The 26,173-nt window shown below is 64.9% G+C and carries 25 protein-coding genes and 1 riboswitch; of the genes, 9 read left to right on the forward strand and 16 right to left on the reverse strand.

Translation table 11 applies throughout. The features are described from left to right. Positions 1-87 precede the first annotated feature (87 nt). Together ACFVSJ_RS23800 and ACFVSJ_RS23805 are read right to left on the reverse strand one after the other, a co-directional pair. Positions 88-1,380, reverse strand: coding sequence for an MFS transporter (locus tag ACFVSJ_RS23800; RefSeq protein ID WP_387439588.1), 1,293 nt, complete (start codon positions 1,378-1,380; stop codon positions 88-90). A gap of 26 nt (positions 1,381-1,406) precedes the next feature. Beyond that, positions 1,407-2,624 carry a M20 family metallopeptidase gene (locus tag ACFVSJ_RS23805; RefSeq protein WP_387439589.1) on the reverse strand — a complete coding sequence of 406 codons (1,218 nt, stop codon included), beginning with the start codon at positions 2,622-2,624 and terminating at the stop codon, positions 1,407-1,409. A 139-nt stretch (positions 2,625-2,763) separates the two neighbouring features. Between ACFVSJ_RS23805 and ACFVSJ_RS23810 the strand changes: the two genes are divergently transcribed. Continuing rightward, complete coding sequence (locus tag ACFVSJ_RS23810) at positions 2,764-3,801, forward strand: Lrp/AsnC family transcriptional regulator (protein ID WP_387439590.1); 1,038 nt, start codon at positions 2,764-2,766, stop codon at positions 3,799-3,801. 79 nt (positions 3,802-3,880) lie between these two features. On the opposite strand, the gene ACFVSJ_RS23815 is transcribed toward ACFVSJ_RS23810, so the two are convergent. Next, entirely contained in the window at positions 3,881-4,576 is a 696-nt protein-coding gene (locus ACFVSJ_RS23815; protein WP_387439591.1) for an SAM-dependent methyltransferase, read from the reverse strand. A 117-nt stretch (positions 4,577-4,693) separates the two neighbouring features. Beyond that, positions 4,694-5,155 carry a redox-sensitive transcriptional activator SoxR gene (gene soxR, locus ACFVSJ_RS23820; protein WP_387439592.1) on the reverse strand — a complete coding sequence of 154 codons (462 nt, stop codon included), beginning with the start codon at positions 5,153-5,155 and terminating at the stop codon, positions 4,694-4,696. Between the two features lie 69 nt (positions 5,156-5,224). Here soxR and ACFVSJ_RS23825 point away from each other — a divergent pair, with 69 nt between their 5' ends. After that, positions 5,225-6,619, forward strand: a complete 1,395-nt coding sequence (locus ACFVSJ_RS23825) for an MFS transporter (RefSeq protein WP_387439593.1) — start codon at positions 5,225-5,227, stop codon at positions 6,617-6,619. Between the two features lie 356 nt (positions 6,620-6,975). Further along, positions 6,976-8,715: a DEAD/DEAH box helicase gene (locus ACFVSJ_RS23830; protein ID WP_387439594.1), complete on the forward strand. Its 1,740-nt coding sequence runs from the start codon at positions 6,976-6,978 to the stop codon at positions 8,713-8,715. Positions 8,716-8,872: 157 nt separating this feature from the next. On the opposite strand, the gene ACFVSJ_RS23835 is transcribed toward ACFVSJ_RS23830, so the two are convergent. From ACFVSJ_RS23835 to ACFVSJ_RS23855, 5 genes are all read right to left on the reverse strand, one after another. Next, positions 8,873-9,523 carry an MBL fold metallo-hydrolase gene (locus ACFVSJ_RS23835; RefSeq protein ID WP_387439595.1) on the reverse strand — a complete coding sequence of 217 codons (651 nt, stop codon included), beginning with the start codon at positions 9,521-9,523 and terminating at the stop codon, positions 8,873-8,875. Between the two features lie 4 nt (positions 9,524-9,527). Then, positions 9,528-10,532: an aldo/keto reductase gene (locus ACFVSJ_RS23840; protein WP_387439596.1), complete on the reverse strand. Its 1,005-nt coding sequence runs from the start codon at positions 10,530-10,532 to the stop codon at positions 9,528-9,530. Positions 10,533-10,692: 160 nt separating this feature from the next. Continuing rightward, complete coding sequence (locus ACFVSJ_RS23845; protein WP_387439597.1) at positions 10,693-11,076, reverse strand: DMT family transporter; 384 nt, start codon at positions 11,074-11,076, stop codon at positions 10,693-10,695. A 2-nt stretch (positions 11,077-11,078) separates the two neighbouring features. Continuing rightward, entirely contained in the window at positions 11,079-11,393 is a 315-nt protein-coding gene (locus ACFVSJ_RS23850; RefSeq protein WP_387439598.1) for a DMT family transporter, read from the reverse strand. 9 nt (positions 11,394-11,402) lie between these two features. Continuing rightward, positions 11,403-11,468, reverse strand: a riboswitch (guanidine-III (ykkC-III) riboswitch). 56 nt (positions 11,469-11,524) lie between these two features. Further along, entirely contained in the window at positions 11,525-12,133 is a 609-nt protein-coding gene (locus ACFVSJ_RS23855) for a HutD family protein (protein WP_387439599.1), read from the reverse strand. A 98-nt stretch (positions 12,134-12,231) separates the two neighbouring features. On the opposite strand from ACFVSJ_RS23855, the gene ACFVSJ_RS23860 reads away from it, so the two are divergent. Continuing rightward, complete coding sequence (locus ACFVSJ_RS23860; protein WP_387439600.1) at positions 12,232-12,828, forward strand: phosphoribosylanthranilate isomerase; 597 nt, start codon at positions 12,232-12,234, stop codon at positions 12,826-12,828. 238 nt (positions 12,829-13,066) lie between these two features. Here ACFVSJ_RS23860 and ACFVSJ_RS23865 read toward each other — a convergent pair whose 3' ends face one another. Then, complete coding sequence (locus tag ACFVSJ_RS23865; RefSeq protein ID WP_387439601.1) at positions 13,067-13,519, reverse strand: SRPBCC domain-containing protein; 453 nt, start codon at positions 13,517-13,519, stop codon at positions 13,067-13,069. Positions 13,520-13,867: 348 nt separating this feature from the next. Between ACFVSJ_RS23865 and ACFVSJ_RS23870 the strand changes: the two genes are divergently transcribed. Further along, positions 13,868-14,269, forward strand: coding sequence for a YccF domain-containing protein (locus tag ACFVSJ_RS23870; protein WP_387439602.1), 402 nt, complete (start codon positions 13,868-13,870; stop codon positions 14,267-14,269). Here the strand turns inward: ACFVSJ_RS23870 and ACFVSJ_RS23875 are convergent. The 5 genes from ACFVSJ_RS23875 to ACFVSJ_RS23895 form a co-directional block, all read right to left on the reverse strand. Next, positions 14,266-15,921, reverse strand: a complete 1,656-nt coding sequence (locus tag ACFVSJ_RS23875; protein ID WP_387439603.1) for an exo-alpha-sialidase — start codon at positions 15,919-15,921, stop codon at positions 14,266-14,268. The genes ACFVSJ_RS23870 and ACFVSJ_RS23875 overlap by 4 nt on opposite strands. Positions 15,922-15,944: 23 nt before the next feature. Further along, complete coding sequence (locus ACFVSJ_RS23880) at positions 15,945-16,697, reverse strand: 2-phosphosulfolactate phosphatase (protein ID WP_387439604.1); 753 nt, start codon at positions 16,695-16,697, stop codon at positions 15,945-15,947. Continuing rightward, entirely contained in the window at positions 16,694-17,563 is an 870-nt protein-coding gene (locus ACFVSJ_RS23885; RefSeq protein ID WP_387439605.1) for a DUF4031 domain-containing protein, read from the reverse strand. The genes ACFVSJ_RS23880 and ACFVSJ_RS23885 overlap by 4 nt, the downstream gene beginning before the upstream one ends. Before the next feature lie 155 nt (positions 17,564-17,718). Next, positions 17,719-19,053: an FAD-binding oxidoreductase gene (locus tag ACFVSJ_RS23890; protein WP_387439606.1), complete on the reverse strand. Its 1,335-nt coding sequence runs from the start codon at positions 19,051-19,053 to the stop codon at positions 17,719-17,721. Between the two features lie 145 nt (positions 19,054-19,198). Beyond that, positions 19,199-19,816 (reverse strand): pyridoxamine 5'-phosphate oxidase family protein, encoded by a 618-nt coding sequence (locus ACFVSJ_RS23895; RefSeq protein ID WP_387439607.1) that lies wholly within the window; start codon positions 19,814-19,816, stop codon positions 19,199-19,201. 302 nt (positions 19,817-20,118) lie between these two features. Here ACFVSJ_RS23895 and clpB point away from each other — a divergent pair, with 302 nt between their 5' ends. Then, on the forward strand, positions 20,119-22,773 hold the full coding sequence (gene clpB / locus ACFVSJ_RS23900) for an ATP-dependent chaperone ClpB (RefSeq protein ID WP_387439608.1): 2,655 nt from the start codon (positions 20,119-20,121) through the stop codon (positions 22,771-22,773). Between the two features lie 30 nt (positions 22,774-22,803). Here clpB and ACFVSJ_RS23905 read toward each other — a convergent pair whose 3' ends face one another. After that, a complete protein-coding gene (locus ACFVSJ_RS23905) occupies positions 22,804-23,598 on the reverse strand; it encodes a septum formation family protein (RefSeq protein WP_387439609.1) in 795 nt (264 codons plus the stop codon). 241 nt (positions 23,599-23,839) lie between these two features. On the opposite strand from ACFVSJ_RS23905, the gene ACFVSJ_RS23910 reads away from it, so the two are divergent. The 3 genes from ACFVSJ_RS23910 (at position 23,840) to ACFVSJ_RS23920 (ending at position 25,854) form a co-directional block, all read left to right on the forward strand. Continuing rightward, positions 23,840-24,064 carry a DUF3073 domain-containing protein gene (locus ACFVSJ_RS23910; protein WP_347108543.1) on the forward strand — a complete coding sequence of 75 codons (225 nt, stop codon included), beginning with the start codon at positions 23,840-23,842 and terminating at the stop codon, positions 24,062-24,064. Positions 24,065-24,292: 228 nt separating this feature from the next. Next, complete coding sequence (locus ACFVSJ_RS23915; protein WP_387439610.1) at positions 24,293-25,075, forward strand: VOC family protein; 783 nt, start codon at positions 24,293-24,295, stop codon at positions 25,073-25,075. Next, positions 25,072-25,854 (forward strand): VOC family protein, encoded by a 783-nt coding sequence (locus tag ACFVSJ_RS23920; protein WP_387439611.1) that lies wholly within the window; start codon positions 25,072-25,074, stop codon positions 25,852-25,854. Before ACFVSJ_RS23915 ends, ACFVSJ_RS23920 begins: the two co-directional genes overlap by 4 nt. Positions 25,855-26,173 lie beyond the last annotated feature (319 nt).

Below are 26,173 nucleotides of genomic sequence, written 5' to 3' on the forward strand. Positions count from 1 at the left end.
AAACCAAACATTTTTTCTGGGTGTTTTTGGGGGTTTTTTTCCCCCCACACCCCCCCAAAAAAGCCCCCCTACTTGGGAGGGCGGGGGTTAGACGGTGAGGTCCTTGCCCTTGGTCTCGGGGATCGTGAACACGAAGGCGATGCTGATCACCAACAAGATCACGGCGTACACGTTGAACAGGTACCCCTGGCCGATGGTGCCGAGCCAGGTCTGCAGGTACGGGGCCGTGCCGCCGAATGCTGCGACACAGATGGAGTACGGAACGCCCACACCTACCGTGCGGATGTGCGTCGGGAAGAGCTCAGCGTAGACAGCCGGAACAATCGAGGCGCTGCCGGCGATGAAGAACAACATCACGGCCATGGAAACCGTGAGCTGCCACGGCGAATCCTTGAGGAGCCACGTCATGGGGAAGTGGAACAAAGCGGCGCCGGCCGAGGACATGATCAGGACGGGCTTGCGGCCGATCCTGTCGGAGAGACGACCCCAGAACGGCAGGGCAGCGATGAACAGGATGTTGGCGATCACGCCGGCCCAGAGAGCTGCACCGCGGTCCATCTTCAGCGTCGTGGCCGCGTAGCTCGGTGCCACGACGCCCCAAATGTAGTAGACCACCGTGAGGCCAACGGTCAGGCCGATCACCTGCAGGGCCTGCTTGCGGTACTTCACAATCTGCGGCCACATCGGCGCACGCTTTTCCTTGGGAGCCTCGGCTTCGAAAGCTTCGGTTTCCTTCATCTTGGCCCGCATAATCAGGGCGTACACACCCAGCGCGCCGCCGATCAGGAACGGAATGCGCCAACCCCAGGCGCTCATGTCGTCCTTGCTCAGGACGGCGGTGAGGATCGCACCCAGCAGCGTTCCGGCCAGGATGCCTGCCGTGCCGGAGGTGTAGATGAGGGTCGCCCAGAAACCGCGCTTCTCCTTGGGCGCCATCTCGGACAAGTACGTTTGCGACGACGGCAACTCGCCACCGTGCGCCAGGCCCTGGATGAGCCGGGCCACCAGCAGCATCACGGAGGCGAAGGCGCCAACGGCTGCGAAGGTCGGTGCGATGCCGATCAGCAGGCTGCCGATCGCGCCCAAGGCCACGGCGATGGTCATGGACGTCTTGCGGCCAATCCGGTCGCCGATCCAGCCGAACACGAAGCCACCGAACGGGCGGGCGACGAATCCGACGGCGAAGATCGCCAAGGTGGACAGGACGGCGGAGGTGGGGTCGGCCGAACTGAACAGGGCACTCGCGATGAACGGCGAGAACGTGGCGTAAATGGCCCAGTCGTACCATTCAACGGCGTTGCCGATGCCGGTTCCCACCAGCGTGCGCAGGTGGGACTTGTGGACCTTGGCGTCGGGGGACGTTCCAACGGTAGTGGTCATGGGGTTCTCCAAGGGGGGCGGTGGGGCTAGTTGGCGGAAAGGGTGGCGATGCGGGAAACGGCGAGTTCGGCGTAGAGCGCCGCGCCGTCGGTGAGGACGCCGTCGTCGAATGTTGCGTACGGCGAGTGGTTGAAGGGCGACGTCGCGTGGTCGGCACCGGGGGCCACCGCGCTGAGTCCCACGAACGTTCCGGGAACCTCGGCGAGGACGCGGGAGAAGTCCTCGGAACCGCTCAGGGGAGTGGCCATGCGGGTGAGGCGGGATTCGCCGAACATGCCTGCGATGACCTTTTCGGCCGTGTTCGTCTCGTCCTCATCGTTGATGGTGAGGGGGTATTCCTGCTGGTAGTCCACGTCCACCTCCAAACCGTGGGCCGAGGCGATTCCTTTGAGCAGTTTGGGTACTGCCACCATCATCTTCTGCCGGGACTCTTCGGAGAAGGTCCGGATGGTGGCTTCAATGCGGGCAGTTTCCGGAATGACGTTGCGCTTGGTTCCCGCGTGCAGCACCCCGACGGTGAGGACAACAGGATCGAACATGTTGAACTGGCGGGTGACCATGACCTGCAGGGCTGTGACCATCTCGGCGGCGGCCGTCACGGGGTCCTTGGCCGAGTGGGGCGCTGAGCCGTGGCCGCCGGCTCCCAAGACTGTGACCACCAGGCCGTCCGACGAGCTCAGCATCACGCCGTTCTTGGTGACGAACTGGCCATGCGGCTCCAGTGACGAGAAGACGTGCATCCCGTAGGCGGCGTCCACGCGGCGGCCGGCGGCATCCAGAACGCCTTCGTTGATCATGTAGCTTGCGCCGTCGAAGCCTTCTTCGCCGGGCTGGAACATGAGGACCACGTCGCCGGCCAACTGCTCACGACGCTCGGCCAGCAGGGTGGCGGCTCCGGCAAGCATGGACGTGTGGAGGTCGTGTCCGCAGGCATGCATCGCTCCGTCAACACGGGAGGTGTAGTGGACGCCGGTGGTTTCCTGGACGGGCAGGCCATCCATGTCGGCGCGCAGGAGGACCACGGGCTTCTCGGCTGAAGCGTGGGCCGCGCCGCCGCGCAGGACGGCGGTGACCGACGTCGTGTCTTTGCCCAGCGTGATTTCGTACGGGAGTCCATCCAGCGCCCTGAGCACCTTTTCCTGGGTGCGGGGGAGTTGCAGGCCGATTTCCGGTTCGCGGTGGAGATCGTGGCGAAGGCGGACGATGTCCTCCTGCAGTTCCTTGGCGTCGGCGGCGATGGTCATTCGTTCTCCTGTGGTGCTCGGCTACGGGTTCCTCATGCCATTCTGAGGTGACCTGATTCACAGTCCCGAAAACATCTGGAAATACGCATCCTTGATCACGAAACACAGGATTCATGCACCCATGGGAGAGAATTGACCTATGGAACTCAGCGAAGAAGATCTGCGCCTCATCAACGCCTTGCAGATTTCACCCCGTATCAGCTGGTCCGACGCCGGCGAGGTCCTGGGTGTCCACGCCACCACCTTGGCGGCGCGATGGGACCGGTTGAGGGCCGTCGGTGCAGCGTGGACTACCGCCCACCTCATGGGTGATCCGAAGAACATGTGCCTGGCCATGGTGGACATCGACTGCGATATGAACCTGCGGCCCGAGGTGACCGCTGCCGTGGCCGAACTTCCGGAGGTGATCACCGTGGAGGAAGCCGCGAGCAACCGCGACCTGACCCTGACCGTCATCACGGAGGACCTGGACCAGTTCAGCACCAATCTGCTCCCACGGCTCAAGGAAGTCCGGGGGCTGATCAAGTACCACACGTCCCTCTGCACGCGGATCCACACGAGCGGCTATGCGTGGCGATTGAATGTGCTGAGCAAAGCTGAACAGCAGGCCCTCCGTGCGCTCGCCGGACCCGAGTCCGCCAATCCCTCGGCTCCCGACGCCATTGTGGTCCCGCTGCCGGAAAGCCATCTGGCCCTCATCCCGTTCCTCGCCCGTGATGGACGAGCCTCGGCGGCCGAAATCGCGAGGGCACTGGGCCGGCATCCTGCCACGGTGCAGCGCCAACTGGGTCGCGTGCTCGCCAGCAGGATGCTGTCCTTCCGCTGCGAGATCGCCCAGAAGTTTTCCGGCTACCCGGTCACCGTGCAGTGGTTCGCCAACGTCCCCGCCGGACAGCACGAGGCCGCCGCAACCGAACTCCGCGCCATCAGGAACGTCCGCTTCTCCGCCTCCACCACAGGCCGCACCAACTTCACCATGATCATGTGGCTCCGCACGCTGGCCGAGGTCATGGAGATGGAGTTGGCCATCCAACAGCGCATCCCCGGCGTGGAACTCGTGGAGAGCGTCGTCATGCTCAACACCGCCAAGCGTGTGGGCTGGATGCTCAACCCGGACTCGACGGCAACGGGCAAAGTGGTGGCACCTTACGGAGAACTGCTACCGGATTTCGTATAGGTACGACGACGGCAGTCGGCCTGGGTGCCCACCGCAGCACTCGGGGTGGGTGCCGCGGTCACGAGTCGGGCCAGCCGGGTCAGGCCCTCTTCGTGGCCCGAAGGACAGTGTCCAGGATGGTCGCGGGATTGCCCTCCGGATCTTCGATGGTGCGCTCCCGGGCTTCCGTGACCTCAACAGTCCATGGCCCCTGCTCCAGGCCGAGTGATTCCGTGAGCTCGTCCGGCGTGTAGAACATGCCCGGTGCGTGGTGGTTCCCCCACGGCGCCAGGCCATGCGGGTGGTGTCCAACGATCAGCAGTGTCCCGCCCGGAGCTACCGCCGCTGCTGCCTTTGCCGTTGAGTCGCGCCATGGCAGTAAGGGGGAGTGGAGGAACTGGGCCGAGACGAAGTCGAACACCGGCTCGGGAGTCCACTCGGCAAGATCCTGTTGCTGCCAGGTGATGCGGTCCTGCTGGCCGTTCTCTGCGGCATGCTCGGCTCCCCGCTCCAGTGCAACCGCGGAAACGTCCATTGCTGTGACTTGCCAGCCTTGCTTGGCGAGCCAAATGGCGTCCCCGCCCTCGCCGCAGCCCAAGTCCAGGGCCGTCCCCGGTTCCAGGCTGCCCGCTTCGACCACCAGTTGGGGGTTGGGGTTGCCGCTCCAGATTTTCGGGCGCTCCCTGTACATTCCGTCCCACATGTCCACGGCGTTGTCTGCGTCTTCGTGGAGGTTCAAACGGCCTTGCTGGTCGCCGTGCTGGTGGGTGCCGCCGTCGTGAGTGTGTTCAGCCATGGCTCAAGCGTGCCGGGTGCCGCCAATGGGAGGCAAGCCTCGTTGCCGTTTCGGCAAACCCAACTAACTGGCATTAGGGGTTGTTTTCGAAGGGCTCAGAACAACCACTACTGCCAGTCAGTTGGGCGCACTCCACCGCTGCGCCCCTGCGCCTGTCGCCCCGAGTTCGTCGGACGGGTTCTGCAGGGTGCACGATTTCAGGCTCAGGCACCCGCAGCCGATGCATCCATCCAGGTCGTTCCGCAGGTGCTGCAAGGCAGCGATCCGTTCGTCGAGCTCTTTGCGCCAGCGCAGGGACAGTCGGGTCCAGTCCCGCTTGGTGGGAGTGCGGCCGTTCGGCAACGAGTCCAACGCTTCGCGGATGTCCTTGAGCGGCAAGCCCACGCGCTGGGAGGTCTTGATGAAAGCGACGCGGCGCAGCGTCTCGCGTGCATACCGCCGTTGGTTGCCCGGTGTCCGTTCGGCCGTGATGAGCCCGTTGCGTTCGTAGAAGTGAAGGGCCGACGGCGAGACACCACTCCGCTCGGACAGTTCACCGATGCTCAGGGCACGGTGGATGCTGCCTTCGACTTGCGGCATGGTCGGACCTCCCGGTGCCGGGCGTGGTGGATTGACCTCAACATTAGTTGAGGTTCTAGGGTTGCGTCCATGACCTCTGACACCTCCACGGCCGGTATTCTGCGCCGTCCCTACCTCCTGGCCACCGTTGGCACCTGCGCGCTTGTGTTCCTGAGCGCCTTCGAGTCGCTCGCGGTGACCACCATCATGCCGGTGGTGAGCCGGGACCTGAATGGCGCCAGCCTTTATGCGCTGGCCTTCGCGGGTCCGTTGGCTACGGGTGTGATGGGTATGGTGGGCGCGGGCAACTGGTCGGACCGTCGTGGGCCTCGGGCACCGCTGTATGCCTCCGTGGCGCTGTTCGTGGCGGGCCTCCTGATTGCCGGTACTGCCTTGACCATGGAGATGCTGGTGCTGGGCAGGCTGGTCCAAGGGCTCGGCGGCGGTGCGATGACCGTTGCGCTTTACGTCCTGGTGGCCAGGATCTACCCGCCGGTGCTGCACGCTAAGATCTTCGCCGCCTTCGCCGCGTCCTGGGTGGTTCCTTCACTGGTTGGGCCGTTCGCAGCAGGAGTCGTGGCGCAGCTCAGCAGTTGGCACTGGGTGTTCCTGGGCGTCGTCGGCTTGGTGGTTCCCGCGCTGGCCATGGTGGTTCCGGCCATGCGGGGGATGGCGCCTGCCACTCAAACCGAACCCGTACCGTGGGCCTTCGGACGCATGGGCTGGGCCGCACTTGCCGCGTTGACTGTCTTGGGACTGAACCTGTCAGCCGAGGTTCCGGGCGTGGGCGGGGCGATTGCCGCCGTCGCGCTTGTCCTTGCTGTGGTGGCCGTCCGTCCCTTGGTTCCCCGCGGAACCCTGATGGCCCGGCGGGGGCTGCCGAGCGTCATCCTGTCCCGTGGCCTCGCTTCGGCGGCGTTTTTCGGCGCCGAGGTCTACCTTCCCTACCTGCTGACGGAGCGCTACGCGTTTACGCCAACGTTCGCCGGACTCACGCTGACCGGTGCCGCACTGGCGTGGGCCGGGGCATCGGCCTTACAGGGGAGGCTGGGGTCGCGGCTGGCTGACGCGTTCGCCGTGCGGGTTGGGGCGTTCCTGGTGCTGGCAGCCATCGCCCTGGCGTTCGTTACGGCTGCCCTGAACCTTCCACCGGTCCTTGCTATTGGTGGCTGGCTCTTTGCCGGCTTTGGCATGGGGCTCATGTACCCCCGGCTCAGCGTGATGACCCTGGCTCTCTCCACCAAGGAGAACCAAGGCTTCAACAGCGCCGCCATGTCCATCTCCGATTCGCTCGGTGGTGCCTTGGCGCTCGCCTCTACGGGACTTGTCTTCGCGGCATTCACGACGACGGACTCGTTTGCGGCGGTCTTCGCACTGACGGCGATCATCGCCGTCGTCGGGGTTGTGGTGGCACCGCGCGTCGCCACCCGTCCCGCGCTGTCCCAAGCCCCGGACGCCCAAGCTGAGCTCGCCAACCACCCTTAACCTCACTCCGTTGTGGGGCCCGCTTTGCGCCCTTTGAACGCCCGAAAGCACGTAGAGCGGGCCCCGCAACGCAGGTGTGCAGGGGGGCGATGCAAGGGGAAACCGCGGACACTGCTAGACTGGGAACACTTGATGTGCGGTGACGCCCTGAAGCAGGTGGCCTGACAGGCTGCGCGACGGGGCATTTTTCATGTGAGAGGCACATCCTGCGTCGATGAACGCGTTCCATTTGGTCCCGGCCACCGCTGCTGCAGCGAACCGGTAGACCACCTGACTTTTCCTCGGCGAACCCCTGGCCCAACCGGCGTCGGGGGCCGATGTCCGCAACAGGACACCGCCCGAAAGACATGAAGTACATGACTACTTTTGCTGCCCTTGGCACGCCCAAGGCCATTGCTGACTCCCTCGCCGCAGACGGCATCGAAGAGGCATTCCCCATCCAGGTGAAGACCCTCCCGGATACGCTCGCAGGCCGCGACGTCCTGGGCCGTGGCCGCACCGGCTCCGGCAAGACCATCGCTTTCGCCATCCCGCTCGTGGCCCGCTTGGCCGAGCGCGAGGCAGGCTACTTCCGCAAGCCCGGCCGCCCCATGGGCCTGGTCCTTGCTCCGACCCGCGAGCTTGCCACCCAGATCAACGCCACGGTGGAGCCGCTGGCCAAGGCCATGGGCCTGAACACCACGGTGATCTACGGCGGCATCTCCCAGGCTCGCCAGGAGAAGGCGCTGCGTGCCGGCGTCGACATCGTCATCGCCTGCCCGGGCCGCCTCGAAGACCTGATCCGCCAGCGCATCCTGACGCTTGAGGCTGTTGAGGTCACCGTCCTGGACGAGGCAGACCACATGGCAGACCTCGGCTTCCTCCCGGTGGTCAAGAAGCTCATGGACATGACCCCCAAGCAGGGTCAGCGCCTGCTCTTCTCCGCGACGCTGGACAACGGTGTTGACAAGCTGGTCAACCGTTACCTGTCCAACCCGCTGACACACTCCGTGGACGATCCCCAGGCCGCCGTCACCACCATGGAACACCACGTCCTGGTGGTCAACGACCAGACCGTCAAGAAGCAGCTCATCGTCGAACTGGCCTCCGGTGCCGGCCGCCGCGTCCTCTTCATGCGGACCAAGCACCACGCCCGCAAGCTTGCCAAGACCCTGACGGACGCCGGCATCCCCGCCGTGGATCTGCACGGCAACCTGTCGCAGAACGCCCGCGACCGTAACCTGGCCGAGTTCTCCAGCGGTGAGGTCCGGGTCCTGGTGGCTACCGACGTCGCTGCCCGTGGCGTGCACGTGGACGACGTCGAACTCGTTATCCACGTGGACCCGCCCACAGAGCACAAGGCTTACCTGCACCGCTCCGGCCGTACGGCCCGCGCCGGTTCGGATGGCACCGTGGTCACGCTGACCCTCCCGGAGCAGCAGCAGGACGTCAAGAAGCTCATGCGCGCCGCCGGCGTTGACGTGAACTTCGAACGCGTGACGGCGAATTCTCCGCTGGTTGCCGAGCTCGTGGGTGACGTCGCGGACAAGGTTGACCCCCGTACCCGTGCGGCACTGCTCGCGGCGAAGCTCCCGCAGCAGGGCGGCGGTTCGTCCACTGGCGCCAACGCGCAGCGCAAGCGTGCCCGCCGCTCCGGCCAGGCTGCACCCACCGCGGGTGGCCGTGGCGGTCGCGGTGGCCGTGGCAAGGTCGCGGCCGAGCCGGTCCGCACGGACCTGAGCCGCGCCGAACGTCGCGCGGCAATGAACGACGACGTCGCCCGCACCCCGCGCGGTCGCGGCAAGTCGGGTGCCACGCACCGCAACGACGTTCCCGGCTCGCAGGGCCAGAACAGCCGCAGCGGTCGCCCGGCTACCGGTCAGCGTGCCTCCGGTGGGCAGCGTCCGGCTTCGGCTTCTGCTCCGCGTTCGGCCTCGGCCACGACTACTCGTTCGTCCGGAAACAAGGCCGTGTGGTCCTCGAACACCGGCGGAACGTCGGGTGGATCCTACGGTTCGGGTAACTCCGGACGCGGTGGATCCGGCTCGGGTCGTCCCGCCCGCAGTGGTCCGCGCCGTGCCTCGGCTCCGGCCTCCAACGAGCGCCGCGGCCGCTAAGGTCCGACCCACCCACGTTGTGAGGCCCGCTCCGCGCTCTATTCCTTAGGAATGGCGCGCAGAGCAGGCCCCGCAAGTTTGGAAGCAACGTTGTGAGGCCCGCTCGGCGCTCTATTTCGTAGGAATGGTGCGCAGAGCAGGCCCCGCAACGAGTGCTCTACCAGCCGCGGGCGCGCCACTCTTCCAAGTGGGGCCGCTCGGTCCCGAGGGTCGTGGGCAAGCCGTGGCCGGGGTGCACCAACGTGTCATCCGGGTAGGCATCGAACAGTCGTTCCGTGACGTCGTTCAACAGTGATGTGAAACGTACGGAATCGTTCTGTGTGTTGCCGACGCCGCCTGGAAACAGCGAGTCGCCACTGAAGATGTGGGCAGGCCCTTCCGGATCCTGGTACACGAACGCGATCGAACCCGGTGTGTGCCCACGCAGGTGGACTGCCCGGATCTCGAAGTCGTCGAACCGCTCAACGTCGCCGTGACCAAGCCGGACATCCACCGGAACGGGCAACGCATCGGCGTCGTCCGTTCCCGCTGAGGTGGTGGCCCCGGCAACCTTCACCAGCTCCGGGAGCGCCCGGACGTGGTCCCAGTGCTGGTGGGTGGTGGCGATCCGGAGCAGCTTGGTTGGCTCGGACGTGTCGGCGGCGCTGTCTTGGAGCAGTTGCTGGATGGCTGGAAGGTCGTCGGCTGCGTCGATCAACAATTGTGCACCCGTCGCTTTGGACGTGAGCAGGTACACGTTGTTGTTCATCTCGCTGACTGAAATGCTCCGGATGGTGACGTCGCGGAGTGAGTGAATAAGCGAATCCATGCGTTCAGCCTACGTGGTTGGCTTCGCGGCCCTGCGACACCCAGTTGGGGTCGGCGGAGCGTGAACCCACGACGGCGTTGGCGGCCTGGTCGAGTACCTCAAGTTGTGTTGTTCCCAGTTGCAGGGACAGCGCCCCCAGGTTCTCGTCGATCCGGTGCGTTTTGCGCGTGCCGGGGATGGGAACCACCGGAATTCCGATCCGGCGGCCCTGTTCAAAGAGCCATGCCAAGGCCACTTGCGCCGGGGTAGCTTCGAGTTGCGCGGCTACCTCCCGAACGGCGCCAACCACAGCCTGGTTGGCATCAAGGGCTCCTTCGCCGAACCGGGGGATCTTATGGCGGAAGTCGTTCTCGCCGAGGTCGCCCGCGCTGACGGTTCCCGTGAGGAACCCGCGGCCCAGCGGCGAATACGGCACGAACCCAACGCCAAGCTCCTTGGCTGCAGGAACAACGTGTTGCTCAACATCCCTGCTCCAGATGGACCATTCACTCTGGACCGCGGCAATGGGATGGACGGCGTTGGCCTGCCTGAGCTCCTCGGCTGTCACTTCGGACAGTCCGAGGTGCCGGACCTTGCCCTCACGGACCAGCTCCGCCATGGCCTCCACGGTTTCCACAATCGGAACGCGGAGGTCGCGGCGGTGCAGGTAGTAGAGGTCAATGACGTCAGTGTCCAGGCGGCGGAGGCTCGCTTCCACCGCCTGCTTGACGTAGGGCGCATCCCCGCGGACACCCGTGTACCCGTCCGCGGGGTTGCCCTCTATTCCGAACTTCGTGGCCAACTGGATCTCGTCACGGCGTCCGTTCAGGAGCTTCCCGACGAGTTCCTCGTTGCTGCCGGCCCCGTAGACATCGGCTGTGTCGATGAACGTGATGCCCGCGTCCACTGCGTGCCGGAGCGTGTTGAGTCCTTCGGTCGGATCGATGCCCCCGTAGACCGGTGTGAGGGCCATGCCCCCGAAACCGAGCGGGCTGACGGTGAGGCCGTCGCCGAGGTGTACTGCAGCCATGAATGTCTCCAATGCGTTGTGCTGTGAAGGGCTTTCCTAGGCGTGAACTCCGCATATGCCGCGGGTATTCCGGGCCCGATTCGATGGCTCGCTGCGCGTTAGACGGGAGGAACCGTCTAACGCGCAGCGAGCCGTCGAAAGGGACTCCCAGCCCGGAGGGCTATTCGGGGTCGTTCCCGGTCTTACTGGCCGGCAGGGCCTTCAACCCGGCAGCACACCCCACGATTCCCGCGATAAAGAGCAGCTTCAGCGGACTCGCAGGTTCGACGCCGGTGATCATGGCCCAACCAACAGTCAGCGCTGCACCAATTCCCACCCAGACGGCATAGGCCGTCCCGAGTGGAATCCGTTTTACGGCGATGCCGAGTCCGATCATGCTCAGTGTGGCGGTCACGGCAAAGACGAGCGTGGGAGCAAGTTGAGTGAAGCCGTTGGACAGGCCCAATGCGGTGGCCCATACAGCTTCAAGGATGGCCGAGGCCAGGAGAACCAGCCAGAAAATGCCGGTCTTGGTTGAGCGCTGGGTGGTGGTTCCCGTCGTCATGGCTACGCCACCACCTTCAGGCCGACCACGCACGCCCCGATACCTGCGAGCAGCAACAGACGTGCCGCCGTCGGACGTTCAACCTTGGTGACCATGGCGTAAGCCGAAGTGAGCACCACACCCACGCCAACCCACACGGCATAGGCCGTACCGGTGGGGATGGATTGCATCGCGATCGCGAGTCCGCCGGTGCTGGCAATGACCGACACCAGGAAGACGATGGTGGGGACGGGCTTGCGGAAGCCCTTGGAACGGTGAAGGGCTGCGGCCCAGACGGCCTCAAGTGCGCCGGAAAGAATGAGGATTAACCACGACATGACAGATCCTTTGGCCAGTCTTGTCGCGTGCCGGGTACTGAACCGTCGTCCGGAGGTCCCAGAGCGGAACCTTGGTTTCAGGCTAGCAACTCCCGAGCATGGTGGCCACCTCTGGTGGTTAATGTCACCGCTTAGACGTGGTCGATGGAAATGACCGCGACGAATCCACGCCCGGAGATCTCCGGGCTGCGGACGTCGGAGCCCACTACGGCGTCGTAACGCGAAAGCTCCACGGGTTCCTCGACGGCGGGAGCCGGCTCGCCGTCGTCGGGCGTTTCCGCTGCGCCGGGCACCACCGTTGCCTTGCCCTCGAGCAGCACCGCGAACTGGCCCTCGAAGACGGGATGGGGGCGCTTCTTGGAGATCTCCACGATCGACGCGTAGCCCTTGAACTTATCGGCCCGCGCAATGACGTTGAGGTCGCGGATGTCGCCGGTGGGCAGCGTGGCCGAGGACGGGGCTTCGCCCGAGAACCGGAACGGGCGGTACTTCTCCAGCGGGTGCTCGGTCCCGTCCACGGTGAGGACCATGAGCTCGCCGTCGATGATGGTCAGGACCCGTTCCATGCCCGGGAAGCTCGAAAAGTCGCCGGCTTTGGAGACGTCGGCGATGCTGATGCGCCAATCCCACGCGCCGTCCTGCGCCGATGCGGCCTTTGGATGGCTCGCGAGTTCGCGGGTCACCCCGCCGCCATTGCGCCACGGCTCGGGGTGGATGTCTGCAAAGCGGATGATCTCCATCCATCCAGCCTAGTAGGGGAGTGCGGTTCAACGGTGGAGGGCGTGACTTGCTAACGTCATAAGAGGATTGTTTGGCGCGTGGCGGCTGGAGGCACGGAATGTTCGTTAAAGTGTGTGGTTTGAGCACGCCCGAATCCGTGCGCGAAGCGGTCGACGCCGGGGCGGACGCCGTCGGTTTCGTCCTGACGACGAGCCCACGCGAAGTCAGTCCGGCCACTGTCCGTTCATTGCTTCCGCTGGTGCCTGCCTCCGTGCGGGCCGTCGGTGTTTTCCGGCATGAGTCCGCCGCGGACGCCGTTGCCGTTGCACGGGAGGCCGGCCTGTCCTGGGTTCAGTTGCATGGTCACCGGAGTGCGGCTGACGTCAAAACAGTGCACGACGCCGGCATGCGGCTCATCCGCGCAGTCACCATGGGTGCCTCCCAGGAGGAGTTCGGTGATCTGGGCGAAGACCTGTTCCTGATCGACGCCGCGGTGCCGGGCTCGGGCGAAGCCTGGGATTACGCGACTGTTCGCGAAAAGGGGCTCGACGGACGATCCTGGTTGTTGGCCGGTGGCCTTGAACCCGGGAACGTTTCGTCTGCTGCTTCCGACGCCGGTGCCTGGGGCGTGGATGTGTCCTCCGGGGTGGAGTCATCCCGCGGAGTGAAGGACCTGGCCAAGGTCCGGGCGTTCGTCCAAGCCGTCAAATCCTGACGCTCTCTCACCAAACGGCCGCTTGGGCCGGACCCTCTCTCACGAAACGGCCGTTTGAGCCGGACGCTCTCTCACGAAACGGCCGGTTGGTCCGGACCCTCTCTCACGAAACGGCCGCTTTGGCCGGATCCTCTCTCACGAAACGGCCGCTTTGGCCGGATCCTCTCTCACGAAACGGCCGCTTTGGCCGGATCCTCTCTCACGAAACGGCCGTTTGGGGCGGACCCTCGCTCACCAGCTATCCGAGCGTTGCGTCCAACTTGTCGAATGACGTGCCCCAGCCGTCCCGTGTCATTTCCACCCACTCTTCGGATGCGAACGGACCCTGGGTCAGGTGCATCCTGGTGCGGTTGCCGCCCAGATCTTCGAATTCGAGGTGCATTTCCTCGTACTCGTGGTCGGCGCCAGGTGCGGCTTTGGCCTTTGCTACGAGCAGGCCAGGGGCGTCCAACTCAGTGATGACGGCTTCAATCGGCGCTTCCTGCTGACCGTTATCGTCCGTCCAAGCCATGACCACTTGCCAGACCCCACCGATTCTGGGCTCGACGATGATCTTTTCCAGGGGAGCATCCACTTCCACGGGGCCGAACCACTTGGTGAGCTGCTCGGGCTCCATCCAAGCCTCGAACACCTTCTCGCGCGGGGCGTCGAAGTCGCGGGTCAGGGTAAGCGTGTGCTGTGCCGTGCTCATGGTGCTCCTTGGTGAGTAGTTCATGGATGCCGGGGCGCCGAACGGGCCGGGCGCGGGCGCTGCCGTGTGACCGAGTCTAGGCCGACGCTCCGACAAAACCGACGCTCTCTCACCAAACCGCCCAATATTCGGATCGCTCTATCACCCCGGCTGTCTGGTCGTGGGCACAGTGAGAGAGCGTCCGCGTGAAGGGGGTGTTTGGTGAGAGAGCGTCCGCCCGGAAGGGGGTGTTTCGTGAGAGAGCGTCCGGGGTGGGTGGGTGGGTGGGGAGGGTGGGCTCCGGAAGTCAGGGGCCAGTCAGGGCAGACCCCTAGGCTTTTTGGCCTCCCCGCACGAGAGAATGGGGACATGAAAACTCTGCTCAACATCATTTGGCTGGTTTTTGGCGGCTTCTGGCTGGCCCTCGGTTACTTCGCCGCAGGAATCATTTGCTGCGTCCTCATCGTGACCATTCCATGGGGTATTGCCTCGTTCCGGATTGGTGCGTACTGTCTGTGGCCGTTCGGCCGGATGGTGGTGGAGAAGCCGGGTGGAACCGGTGTCTTCGCGCTGCTTGGCAACGTCATCTGGCTCTTGGTGGCAGGCATCTGGATTGCGATCGGGCACGTGGTCACCGCCGTGGCCATGGCCATTACGATCATCGGCATCCCTCTGGCCATCGCCAACCTGAAGCTGATCCCCGTCTCGCTGATGCCCCTCGGCAAGCAGATCGTTCCCACCAACCAGCCGTTCGTCAGCAGCTACCGCTAAATGGCGACCACATCTCCGGTGCGTAGATCGAAACGGAACGCCCGCTCCACACGTACCGACCCGCCGTCGGACTCTGCCGCGAAGTTGAGTTCCAGCGTGTCCGTGAGCAGGTCCGACTCCGTGACGGTGTAGCTCGGCGTGAAGTAGAGAGAGTGCTCGCCCGGCGCCAATCGAACGGCCGCGAAGTGCTCCCGGTGCGGTCCGTGAAGTACGACGGCGGCTAGCGGCTCAGTGCCGTCGTTGCGGATCCGTCCGGTGAAGGCCAGGATGTCCCCGGCTTTGTAGCCGGGAATGATGGGGCCGTAGTTGAGGTCCTGCGCTTCGCGGGTTCCAAGAACCTGGTCCTGGCCGACGTACCCTTGCCCGATTTCTTTCCAGGTCTGGACGTCCCACAGGCCGTCGCTATTGGATGGAATCACATGGAATTCCCCCGCGTTTTGCCACTCCGCCGGGCGCCCCGGCGTAATGGAGCGCAGTTCCAGGTGAAAGGTGAGCGGCTCCTCCCGGGGAAGGGGTTCCCGGCTTTCAGCCAACTGGCGGGTCAGCTGCTCCGCAGGGACCGAAGCGAACACGATTTCCCGGTAGCCCTGGCGCTCGTATAGGACCCCGATGTCGCCGTCGGGCAGCCGTGTCGCCGTGGAGTACGCAGAGCTGCCCTCACACATAACGAGCTTTGCCGGCCAGGTGATCCCGTTGTCCGGGGAGAGGCTCAGGACGGTGTTGCGTCGCAGATGGGGATCCTGGTTGTTCGTCGCGATGAGCCAATCGGAGGTCTCAACGGAAGCCAAGGATTCAAAACCAGGCAGGCCATCAAAGCGGGCAAGGGATCCGTTGTCGCTGGGATCCGGCAGCTCGGGAACGGGTTCCAGGGGACTCCAGGTCTGTCCGCCATCGTGGGACAGCGCAGACAAACGGCACGGCGTGGCCCGGGAGTGCAGCAGCAGGCGACCGTCCGCCAAGCACACTACTTTGTTCTCGTTGGGTCCCACACCGCCAACGCCGGCTCCGATCAGTGCGCCCAAACTCCATGTTTCTCCGTGGTCGTCGCTGTACGCCGATGCCGCCTGGATTTCGCCGTCCACCAACAGCACGTATTGCTGTACCAGCCTGCCTTTATGCGGGCCGGTATGAACGCAGATGCCTTGCCCCGCGGCAGCAAACAACCCCGTGGTTCCTTCGTGAACCGTTTTGAGCGAGGCGGTGAGCCGACGATGCTGCCAGGTGTCGCCGTCGTCGTCGGAAAAGCTGACATCAGCGTGCTGGACGTCGCTATCCGGATCCAGTCCGGGCACGGCTTCAAAGAAGCCCGCGTGCGTCCCGGCGGCATGGAACATGAAGATCCGCCCTGTCACGGTGTCCACCAGGAGGCTCGGATCGCCGTAGCCGTGAAGGCCGGTGCCGGTGCGGACAACTTGCTGCTCTTCCCACGTGACGCCGTTGTCCTCGCTGCGGCGGAGCAACAGGTCGATGGTGTTGGGCAGGTCGTCGAGGTTGGGCCTGCCGTCGTACGCGGCCAGGAGGGTTCCGGAAGTGCTGACCGCCAATGCCGGAATCCGGTACTGCCGGTAGCCCCCCCCGATGCCACGGACCGCGAGCACGTGCTCTACATCGGGCTTGGCTAGCGGGGGCGCGGCAAAGAGGTAGGAGGTCACACCTCCTAGTCTACGGGCAACCCTCAAGCAGCTCGGAACGCCCCGTCCCGCAGCAACGCGACCACGGAACTGCCGTCCAGCTCAGCGGCGATGGCAACGTCCTCCGCGAACCCGCGGTCTACGAGTTCTCGCCCACTCGAGCACCCTCGCAGCACAGCAGCGAGTCGCGGTTCCGCGGCATCGAAGGCCGCTGCCGCAGATTCAGCCTCGGGGGCAAAGTTCCGCCGGCCCGCCGCCGCCAGTCCCGCAATGAAAGCGCCAGCGCCAAGCTGGTCCTCCAACGCGGGGCGCAACGAGCCGCTGGTCCACTTCTCACCTGCCGCTATCACGGCAATCACGGCATCCTCCGGCAGGGTGGCGTGCACCCAGTCGGCGGTGGCGGCAGCGTTGCGCAAGCAAACGGCCACCACTTGCCCTGCTGACGCTGCCAGTTCATGACTCAGTGCCGAACCGTTGGGCGAAGGCAGCACCACCCGTTCCAAATGCGTTGCATGACGGATGCTCAGCGGCGACAGGCTCAAACCTTCCGAACCCCGCGGTCCCGCCAGCGCAGCACCATGGTGGACCGCGAACTCGCTGGCCGAAGCATCCCGCCACGGGTACGGGTACACGGAAGCGCCGCGGTCCACCGCAACGCTCACGCACGTGGTGAATGAGAGGACGTCAACCACCACCGCCAGGTCAGCGTGCGGCACTATGGCGCGGGCGCCGTCGAGCCCCCACTCAAAACGCACCGAATACGTCAGTTGCCGTTCCGGCGCTCCCGGTTCGCTCATGCCAGTTCGGCTGCCAGATTGCGCCGGGCGGCGTCCAGCCACAGGGCCTTGGCGCGGTCGCCGTGGAAGAGCGGGTCCAGCCCCAGCAGGTGGCGCACGACGGCGGCGCGCCCGTTCGCGAAGTCGGCGTCGCTGACGTGGGCGTAGTCTTCGCGGACGGCCGCCACATACCTGGCATACGACTGTTCGTCGCCCCCGAGTACGGACAAGTCCGCGTCGCACAGGAGTGCTCCGGCGTGGTCGCCCGGTTCGGGGCTGTGTTTGTCCGTCAACCGGACCAAGCGCGCAACCTCTGCCACGTCGCCCGGGGCCAAGCCCGCAGAGGCCAACCGGTCTTCGGCGAGCCGGGCCGACTCCTCCTCATCCTGGCCCGCGATGCCCTCGTAGACCGCGTCGTGGAACCAAGCCGCAAGGCAAACGGTCCGCGCGGGAAGGGCGGGTTCCGTCAACACATCCAACGCTTCCAGGACCGCGAGCAAGTGGGTCCGGCCGTGGTATTTCCGGCTGTCCTCACCCCAGCGTTCCAGCAACTCCAACCCCAGTTCCTCGTGGCCGGGGAAGGTACTGTTCCAGCGTTCCATCAGCGGGACAGTGAGGGCCTTGTTCCGTTCACGGGCAGGGATCCGGAGTCCGCTGGCGATGAGTTTGCGCACCAGCACGCGGGCTTCCACGGGGATGGCGCCCGCCTTGACCAGGTCGTCATACCGCCGCTCGGGCACGTCGTAGTGGTCGCCGTCGAAAGCCCTCTCTGGAACTCCGGCCGCCGCCGCGAAGGCATGCAGCTCGTCGAGTGACTTGTCCGAGACCAGGTGGGAGAACACGGTCCCGTGGGCGGGCCAGAGCGGTGGATCGACGTATACGGCCATGGGCACAGTGTAGTTTTCCGGCGGCTACCGACGGAACGGGCGGGGTGGACGATCCTTCCCAGTTGCCGGCCATCGGGGTGTGTCTACCGCCGAACCACCACCCCGGAAACACGGGCTTCTCTGCCGGTGCTGATCACGGCAACTGGGAAGGAGTGTTAGTGCTCTGCTGGCAGGATGTTCTGGTTGCCCCTGAAGGTGTTGTCGGGATCGAATTGGGCTTTGACCTTGGAGAGCCTCCGGTAGTTCTGCTCTCCGTAGGCAGCCACGATCCGGTCCTGGCCTTCGTCCCCAATGAAGTTCAGCCACACCCCACCGGTTGTGTGCGGGGCGATGTCCTTCCTGAACTGCTTCACCCAGGCCTTGGCTTCCTGCCCACCCTCCGGTGTTTCGGCCAAGCCGAACGGATGCGATACCCAGGCCGCGCCGCGGTTCAGCAACGGAGTATTGTCCGCGGCCGGTCCTGCCACCGCCCCACCCCAGCGCCCGATCAGTTGTTCCGAGTGCGCGCTGGGCAGCCGCCGGGCAGAGTCCACAACAATATCCAAGGCTTCGTCGCTGAGTTCGTCGTGGTAGTCGGCGCTCCAGTAGTTGTAGTGGTCGGGAGGATCGTCGATCATGCACTGGAAGTCGGCGTAGCCCATGGGGCCTACGAGGTCCACGGTGGGTCCAAGTTCCTTGAAGGGTTTGGCATACTCCGCGCCCTCCTCCACGTCGCCCGCGTACAAATAGGCCATGCCGACGGCCAGCTTGCCCACCATGTCCTCTGGTACGAACTCTTCCGGAGGTGCTGTCAGGTAGACGAGCGCTGTGCCAACGGCATCCGGTGCGTCCAAGGCAATCTGGCGGTAGGCCCGGGTCAGGTCCGTGGCTGCCTCGCCCGGGAACAGCGTCAGTCCGGCCATCACGGTCGGGCCGAGGTCGTGCAGTTGGAACGTGAACGATGTAGCCACCCCAAAGTTTCCGCCGCCGCCATGCAGGGCCCAGAACAGCTCGGGGTTCTCGTGCGCGCTCGCGGTCACGAGGTCCCCGGATGCAGTGACCAGATCCACGGAGAGCAGGTTGTCGCAGGCAAATCCGAAGGAGCGCTCCAGCCAACCCGAGCCGCCGCCCAGCGTGAAGCCTGAAACGCCCGTGGTCGAGGCCCGGCCTCCCGTGACCGCCAATCCGTGCTGCTGCGTGGCCCGATCGAATTCGCCCCACGTGAGCCCGCCTCCGGCAGTGACGGTCTTGGCCTCCGGGTCCACACTGACGGACTTCATGGGCCGGACATCGACCACAAGTCCGCCGTCGTTGGTGGACATGCCGGCCACCGAGTGCCCACCCGATCTGACGGCGACGTCCAGGTTGTGCGCGCGGGCGTACTTGAGGGCCTCTGCCACCTCGCCGGGACTGGAGCATCTGGCGATGACGGCCGGCCTGCGGTCGATCATTGCATTGAAGAGTTTTCGGGTTTCGTCATAGTCCGGGTTGTCCGGACGGATCCATTCCATGGGACGCTCCTTCGCGCCTGAGACTCTCTCCCTGGATCAGGGTACTGCGGGCGTCCCCTGCGGGCCATGGGTCAATGCTTACGGATCGCTTTCGCTTACCTTCGGGATGCGCACGACGGCCGTGCGCGCCGCCTCGCGCCCGGCGCTACTCCTTGTACATCCGCTCCGCATATGCCGGCCCGTAGTAGGACTCCAAGTCGGCCAACGGGGTCTCCGGCTGGGTGTAGGCCTGGGAAAGCGCGGCAATCGAGGGCAGCCCTTCGCTGTCCCACGAATCCGGTTCCCACAGTCCGCTGCGCATGAAGGCCTTGCCGCAGTGCGTAAAGACCTCCTCCACGGAGACAACAATGGCAACGCGGGGCCGATGCCCTTTGACCACCATGCGATCAAAGAACTCCGCGTCCCTGACGAGCCGGGCCTGACCATTGATGCGGAGGGTGTCCGTGCGCCCTGGAACAACTGAAAGGATCCCTATGTTCGGGTTCACCAGGATGTTGCGGAAGCCGAAGGCGAGTTTGTTGCCGGGCCGCTCAGGGATGGCGATCGTCGTGCCGTCCAGGACCTCGATGAACCCGGCGGGGTCTCCCTTCGGTGAGGCGTCGACGCGACCTTGAGCGTCCGCCGTCGAAATGACGCAGAAGGGGCTGGCCGCGAGCCATTGCCGGTCGAAGTCGCTGAGCGAACTGCGGACCTTCCTCCGCACGCGATCCAAGGGGAGTCCGATCAGTTCTTCCAGCTCTTGTGCCGAGGCAATGGGTTCCATGGCCCCAGCCTACTTTTCCTTTTCCGGAACGCTTCCTGGGTTCGTGGAGAGGTGCGCACCACTTTCCGCCGTGCGCACCCGCTCGTACGGGTGCGCCCGGCGGGAACGGGCGCGGGACGTTGCCGGTTCGGGTGCGCTTGGCGGGAGTGGGTGCGGATGGCGGACGTGGGCGCGGCCCACGCCCAGGGCTGGACAGCAGTTTCGCCGTGGGCAAACATGGAACACAGTCGGGCCAATCCAAAGTTGAGCGTAGTAGACTCAACTTTGTAATCCTTGGTTCTACTCCAGAAAGGGAGCTCTCTTTGGACGTCAAATTCACCACCAAAAGCCAGGAGGCCCTTTCTGCGGCCGCCATGAACGCCTCTACTGCCGGTAACCCGCAAGTTGAGCCCGCCCACCTTCTCAAGGCCCTCATGGACCAGCGCGAAGGCGTTGCCGTGGCCCTCCTTCGCGCCACCGGAGCCGACCCGGATGCCGTGAGTGTCCAGGCGAGTTCCGCCATCAAGGCGCTGCCTTCGTCCTCTGGCAGTTCAGTCCAGCAGGCCCAGCTATCCCGTCAGACTGTGCAGGCCATCCAGGCCGCCCAAGCCGACGCTGACAAACTGGGCGACTCCTTCGTCTCAACCGAGCACCTGCTGCTGGGACTCTCGGCCGGAAGTGACGCCGTCGGCAAATTACTGCGCGACGCCGGTGCCTCCCATGAGGCGCTGCTCGCCGCCCTGCCGGGTGTCCGGGGCGACCGCAAGGTCAATTCGCCGGACCCGGAGAACACGTTCCAGGCGTTGGAGAAGTTCGGCACGGACCTGACGGCGGTGGCGCGCTCAGGCAAGCTTGACCCGGTGATCGGCCGCGACAGCGAGATCCGGCGCGTTGTGCAGGTCCTCAGCCGCCGCACCAAGAACAACCCCGTGCTCATTGGTGAGCCCGGCGTTGGCAAGACGGCCGTCGTCGAAGGTCTGGCCCAGCGCATGGTGGCCGGCGACGTCCCGGAGAGCCTACGCGGCAAGACACTCATCGCCCTGGACCTTGCTTCGATGGTGGCCGGTGCCAAGTACCGTGGCGAATTCGAGGAACGCCTCAAGGCCGTCCTGGAGGAGATCAAGAACTCCAACGGGCAGATTGTCACGTTCATTGACGAGATCCACACGGTTGTTGGCGCCGGTGCCACGGGCGAGAGTGCCATGGACGCGGGCAACATGCTCAAGCCGATGCTGGCCCGTGGTGAGCTGCGCCTGATCGGTGCCACCACCCTGGACGAGTACCGCGAAAACATCGAGAAAGACCCTGCCCTGGAGCGCCGTTTCCAGCAGGTCTACGTGGGCGAGCCGAGCGTGGAAGACACCATCGGCATCCTCCGCGGGCTCAAGGAACGCTACGAGGCGCACCACAAGGTGGCCATCGCCGACTCGGCCTTGGTGGCGGCAGCAACGCTGTCCAACCGCTACATTTCGGGGCGCCAACTGCCGGACAAGGCCATCGACCTGGTGGACGAGGCAGCCTCGCGCCTGCGCATGGAGATCGATTCCGCGCCGGAAGAGATCGACCAGCTCCGCCGCGCCGTCGACCGGCTCACCATGGAGGAACTGGCCCTTCAGGGCGAGACGGATCCTTCATCGGTCGAGAGGCTGGCCGCCCTTCGCGCCGACATGGCGGACAAGAAGGAAAACCTCGCCGCACTGAACGCCCGGTGGGAAGCTGAGAAGGCCGGCCTCAACCGGGTGGGTGACCTCAAAGCCAAGATCGATGAGCTTCGCTCGGCCGCCGAAAAGCACCAGCGCGAAGGTGACCTCGAATCGGCGTCGCGCATTTTGTACGGCGAGCTGCCCGCGCTGGAACGCGAGCTCAACGCGGCAGCCGCGGAGGAGTCCGCGCGCAGCGATTCAGAACCCGAGCTCATGGTGGCCGAGGAAGTCACGGCGGACGACATTGCCGAGGTGATCTCGGCCTGGACCGGGATCCCGGCCGGGCGCATGCTGCAAGGTGAGTCGCAAAAGCTGCTGCACATGGAGGCCGAACTCGGGAAACGCCTGATCGGCCAGGCCAAGGCCGTGCAGGCCGTGTCCGACGCCGTCCGCCGTGCCCGGGCCGGCATCAGCGATCCCAACCGTCCCACGGGTTCGTTCCTGTTCCTGGGTCCCACAGGTGTCGGCAAGACCGAGCTGGCCAAAGCCCTGGCTGACTTCCTCTTTGACGACGAGCGCGCCATGATCCGGATCGACATGTCCGAGTACGGCGAAAAGCACTCCGTGGCCCGCCTGGTCGGTGCCCCTCCCGGATATGTAGGCTACGAAGAGGGCGGCCAACTCACCGAAGCCGTCCGTCGCCGGCCGTACTCGGTGGTGCTGCTGGACGAGGTGGAGAAGGCCCACCCCGAGGTGTTCGACATCCTCCTGCAAGTGCTCGACGACGGCCGACTCACCGACGGCCAGGGCCGTACCGTGGACTTCCGCAACACGATCCTGGTGCTGACGTCGAACTCGGGCAGCCAGTTCCTGGTGGACACGTCCCTGGACGCGAAGGCGAAGCGGGATGCGGTCATGGCCGTGGTCCAGGCGTCGTTCAAGCCTGAGTTCCTGAACCGCCTGGATGAAATCGTCCTGTTCGATCCTCTCTCGGTTGAAGAGCTGGCCAGGATAGTGGAACTTCACGTCGAGGAGCTGACCAAGCGACTGCGCGACCGCCGGCTCACCCTCGAAGTGACGGACGGTGCGCGCGCCTGGCTCGCGATGTCCGGATACGATCCCGCCTACGGCGCCCGGCCGTTGCGCCGCCTGGTGCAGCGTGAGATCGGGGACCGGCTGGCCAAGGAGATCCTTGCCGGCGAAATCGTCGACGGGGACACCGTGCTGGTGGACACCGCGGCCGACGTCGACGAACTCACCATCGAGGGGCTCGAGTCCCTGGACCTCGACGGCGGCATGCCGGCCGGTACGGGCCTCTCGGTCCGCCGGAAGTAGCCATCGCATGCTCCGGAAGCGGCCCGTCGGCTACTTCCGGAGCAGGTCCTCCTTGAGCGTGCTTCCCGTGTTCACCACGATGAAGCAGTCAACCCGCCGATCGCCCCGGTCCCAGCTGGTGGTACTCGGGTAGACGTTTTGCTGGAGCAGGTTGGTGTACTCGTTGACCGCGTCACTGAACTTGATGCTCCTGCACACCTCCTGGCCTTTGTCCCGGAGCGCATTTGTTCCGGGGAAGGAATCGTCCTGTCCGTAGGTGAAGACGGCTCCGAGTTGGGCCGTGTGCTCGGTGTCGCACGCAACAACCTTGGCTTTGGTGGCGTTGGGGTCGAAGTCGGCAAAGCAGTCACCGGCCTGGAAGTCCTTGGCATCCGTGTCCCGGGGGAGCGGTCCCAGAGTGGCGGTTGGTGTGGGTGCGGGGGCAACTGCTTCGGGGCGGGTACCCAGGAGGTTCAACAGCACCCAGATGACGACGCCTATGAGAAGGAGGACTCCGAGGACGATCCCGCCAATGACCAGCCGCTGGCGTTTGACCGCGTCTCCGTGAACTGGTTCCTGCGGGTAGGCGGGGTCTTGTGCATAGGGCGGCTGGCCGGGATCAACCGGCCCGTCCGGATAGACCGGCCGGCCGAACGTTCCCTGCTGGGGAGGCTGGCCCTGCTGTGGGTATCCGCCCGGCGGAGTGAACGGGTGCGGCGGGGAAAGGGGCTGGGGCGGGACCGGAGGCTGGCTGGGCGCGGGAGGCACGTTCGAGGCAGGCGGTACTTTGTCTTCGCCGGGCTCTTGCGATGAACCGTCGCGGGGTGGAGTGTTGTCCTGACTCATTCCAGTGGTGTGCCTTCCTGCTCTGACGCCGCATTGAGGCAGACTCTACCCAATTTTCGGGTGCATGGGAGGGGCCTGAGCTGCTTTCGGGTGTTGAAAGGCCCGGCACGGCTCGGAGGTGGCACGCAGGCACCTCGGAAACCATGTAATCTAGACATACGACAAATTGACCAAACATTCCGGGGCCTCACCGATAGCCAAGGTGACCACCTCCGGTCCAAGTACAAAAGGGGGTCACGCCATGGGGCGCGGCCGTCAAAAGGCAAAAGCTACCAAGCAGGCTCGGGACATCAAGTACTACTCCCCGAACACTGACTACTCGGCACTTGAGCGTGAGCTCACGGGCCCATCCAGTCGTGCAAAGAGCCACTTCCCCGAAGATCCCCCGGAGCCGGACTACTCGGCTTATGAGGACAAGTACGCGGAAGACGACGACGACGAGGTAGACACCCGCCGTCTCGGATAGCTGTCGCAACCAACAGGTGCTTTTGGGCACTGAGTTGCGTACCGCCGTCGTATATCAAGGTTTGTTCGCGCATCACTGATGCCGGAAATCTCTGAAGAAGGCCCGTAGGGCACGCCAGCCATTGGCGTACCCTGCGGGTCTTCGCTTGGTTAAGATCACCCATTTCGTTGTCCTTGCCAGACCCCGGTACTAAGTTGATGGGGGACGAGGTTCAGCGAAAGGAACGCCATGCCGGAGGTCGATCAGTACAAGCAGGGCACACCGTGTTGGGTGGACCTGTCTTCCACTGACATTGAGGTTTCCAGGAAGTTTTACAGTGACCTTTTCGGCTGGGAGCTGGACGCCATGGACGCCGGCCCGGGCATGACGTATTTCATGGCCAAGCTGAAGGGCAGATACGTTGCAGGCATGATGCAGCAGATGCCCGATGCTCCCGAGGGCATGCCGTCGTATTGGGCAAACTACATCGCCGTGGATTCCGTTGACCAGGCTGCGGAGCGGGCCGTTGCCGCCGGGGGGACAATCCTCTTCCCGCCCGATGCCGTGCCCAACGGGGGTGGTCGCATGTTCTTCGCTTCCGATCCCACGGGCGCCCAGATCGGTTTTTGGGAAGCCGGGAACCACCACGGTTCGGGGCTGGTGAACGAACCCGGCACCATGATCTGGAACGAGCTCCAGACCAACGATGTGCCAAAGGCGGTGGCGTTCTACGAGGCAGTCACGGACTGTGCCAGCAACACCCGGCCCGCTGGCGATCTTCAGAAGTACACGGAATTGGTGGTGGACGGGAAGGCTGTTGCCGGCGCAATGAATCTTCCTATCGAAGGCCTCTCGCCGTACTGGATGACGTACTTTGCTGTCGAGGACGTAGACCTCACCGTGGCCCGGGCAGGGGAACTGGGCAGCCACGTGATCGCCCCCGCATTCGACGTGCCCGGCATTGGGCGGATGGCTGTCCTCATGGATCCGGCTGGCGCGGCCTTCAGCATCATGACGGGGATCTCGGCATGACCGCGCGGACGCACTACGCCAGCGGGGAGCCATGCTGGGCGGACCTCCAGACAAGGGACGTTGCCGCAGCCAAGGAGTTCTACGGCAAGCTGTTCGGCTGGTCCTTCAAGGACCTTCCCACGCCGGATGGCCGCAGCTACTCGCAGGCGTTCCTGGGCCGTGATCTGGTGGCGGTTATCGCGCCGCAGAATGCGCTTCAGGAAGCGGCCGGCACCCATGGGCAATGGAACATCTATCTGGCCGCGACGGATGCCGAGGAAGTCGCCGAGGACGCCGTCCATGCTGGTGGCAAGCTCGAATTCGGACCCGAGCAGGTGGCGGATACCGGAACTTTGGCCTTCGTAGCGCCACCCGGCGGGGGAACAACGGGCATCTGGCAAGCGGGCACGCACACGGGAAGCCACCGTTTCAACGAGCACGGCGCTTTGGCGTGGGCCGAATTGCTGACCCCGGAACCGCAGGCCGCCGTCGGATTCTTCCAGCAGCTTTTCGGGCACGAGGTCACCGAATATCCCCAGGACGACGGCGGGAGCTACTCGACGCTGATGGTGAACGGGGACGAGGTGGCCGGGGTTGTTCCTGCCGAAGAAGGAGACGATGCCGGTTGGCAGGTCTACTTCGGTGTGGCAGACCTTCGCCGAGCTGCCGAGGCTGCCCTGTCCGCTGGCGGTGAGGTGCTGGTGGAGCCTGAGGACCACCCGGAAGAAGGCTCACTGGCCACCATCCGGGATCCCCAGGGGGGCACACTCAGCCTGATCCAGCTCGCCCCGCCCAACTGAGTCGCATTAGTGCGCGTTTTGAGCCCTCAAAACGGCATCATCTGCGACCTAGACGATATGTGTGTGGCCGGGTGCAGTTGGCTGGTCGGTTTCCTTCTGAGGGCGCGATTGTTGCCGGGCAAGGTTTCGAAGCGCCAGCTTTGGGCGGGCGTTCGGGGGTTTGTTTGTCCGGTGGCGCTCCGGATCCTTGCCCGACAGGTCTGGCCCTTATCAGAAGGGCCCCCGGGGGCGGAGGCTGGAACCTTCTCTTCAAAGCATCCCGTGGGTTGCCCCAGACTCGATTCAGGGGGTAGAGCCACATTTGAAGTTTGGAGGTTCC

This window comes from Paenarthrobacter sp. NPDC058040, from assembly GCF_042885775.1.
Classification (GTDB): domain Bacteria; phylum Actinomycetota; class Actinomycetes; order Actinomycetales; family Micrococcaceae; genus Arthrobacter.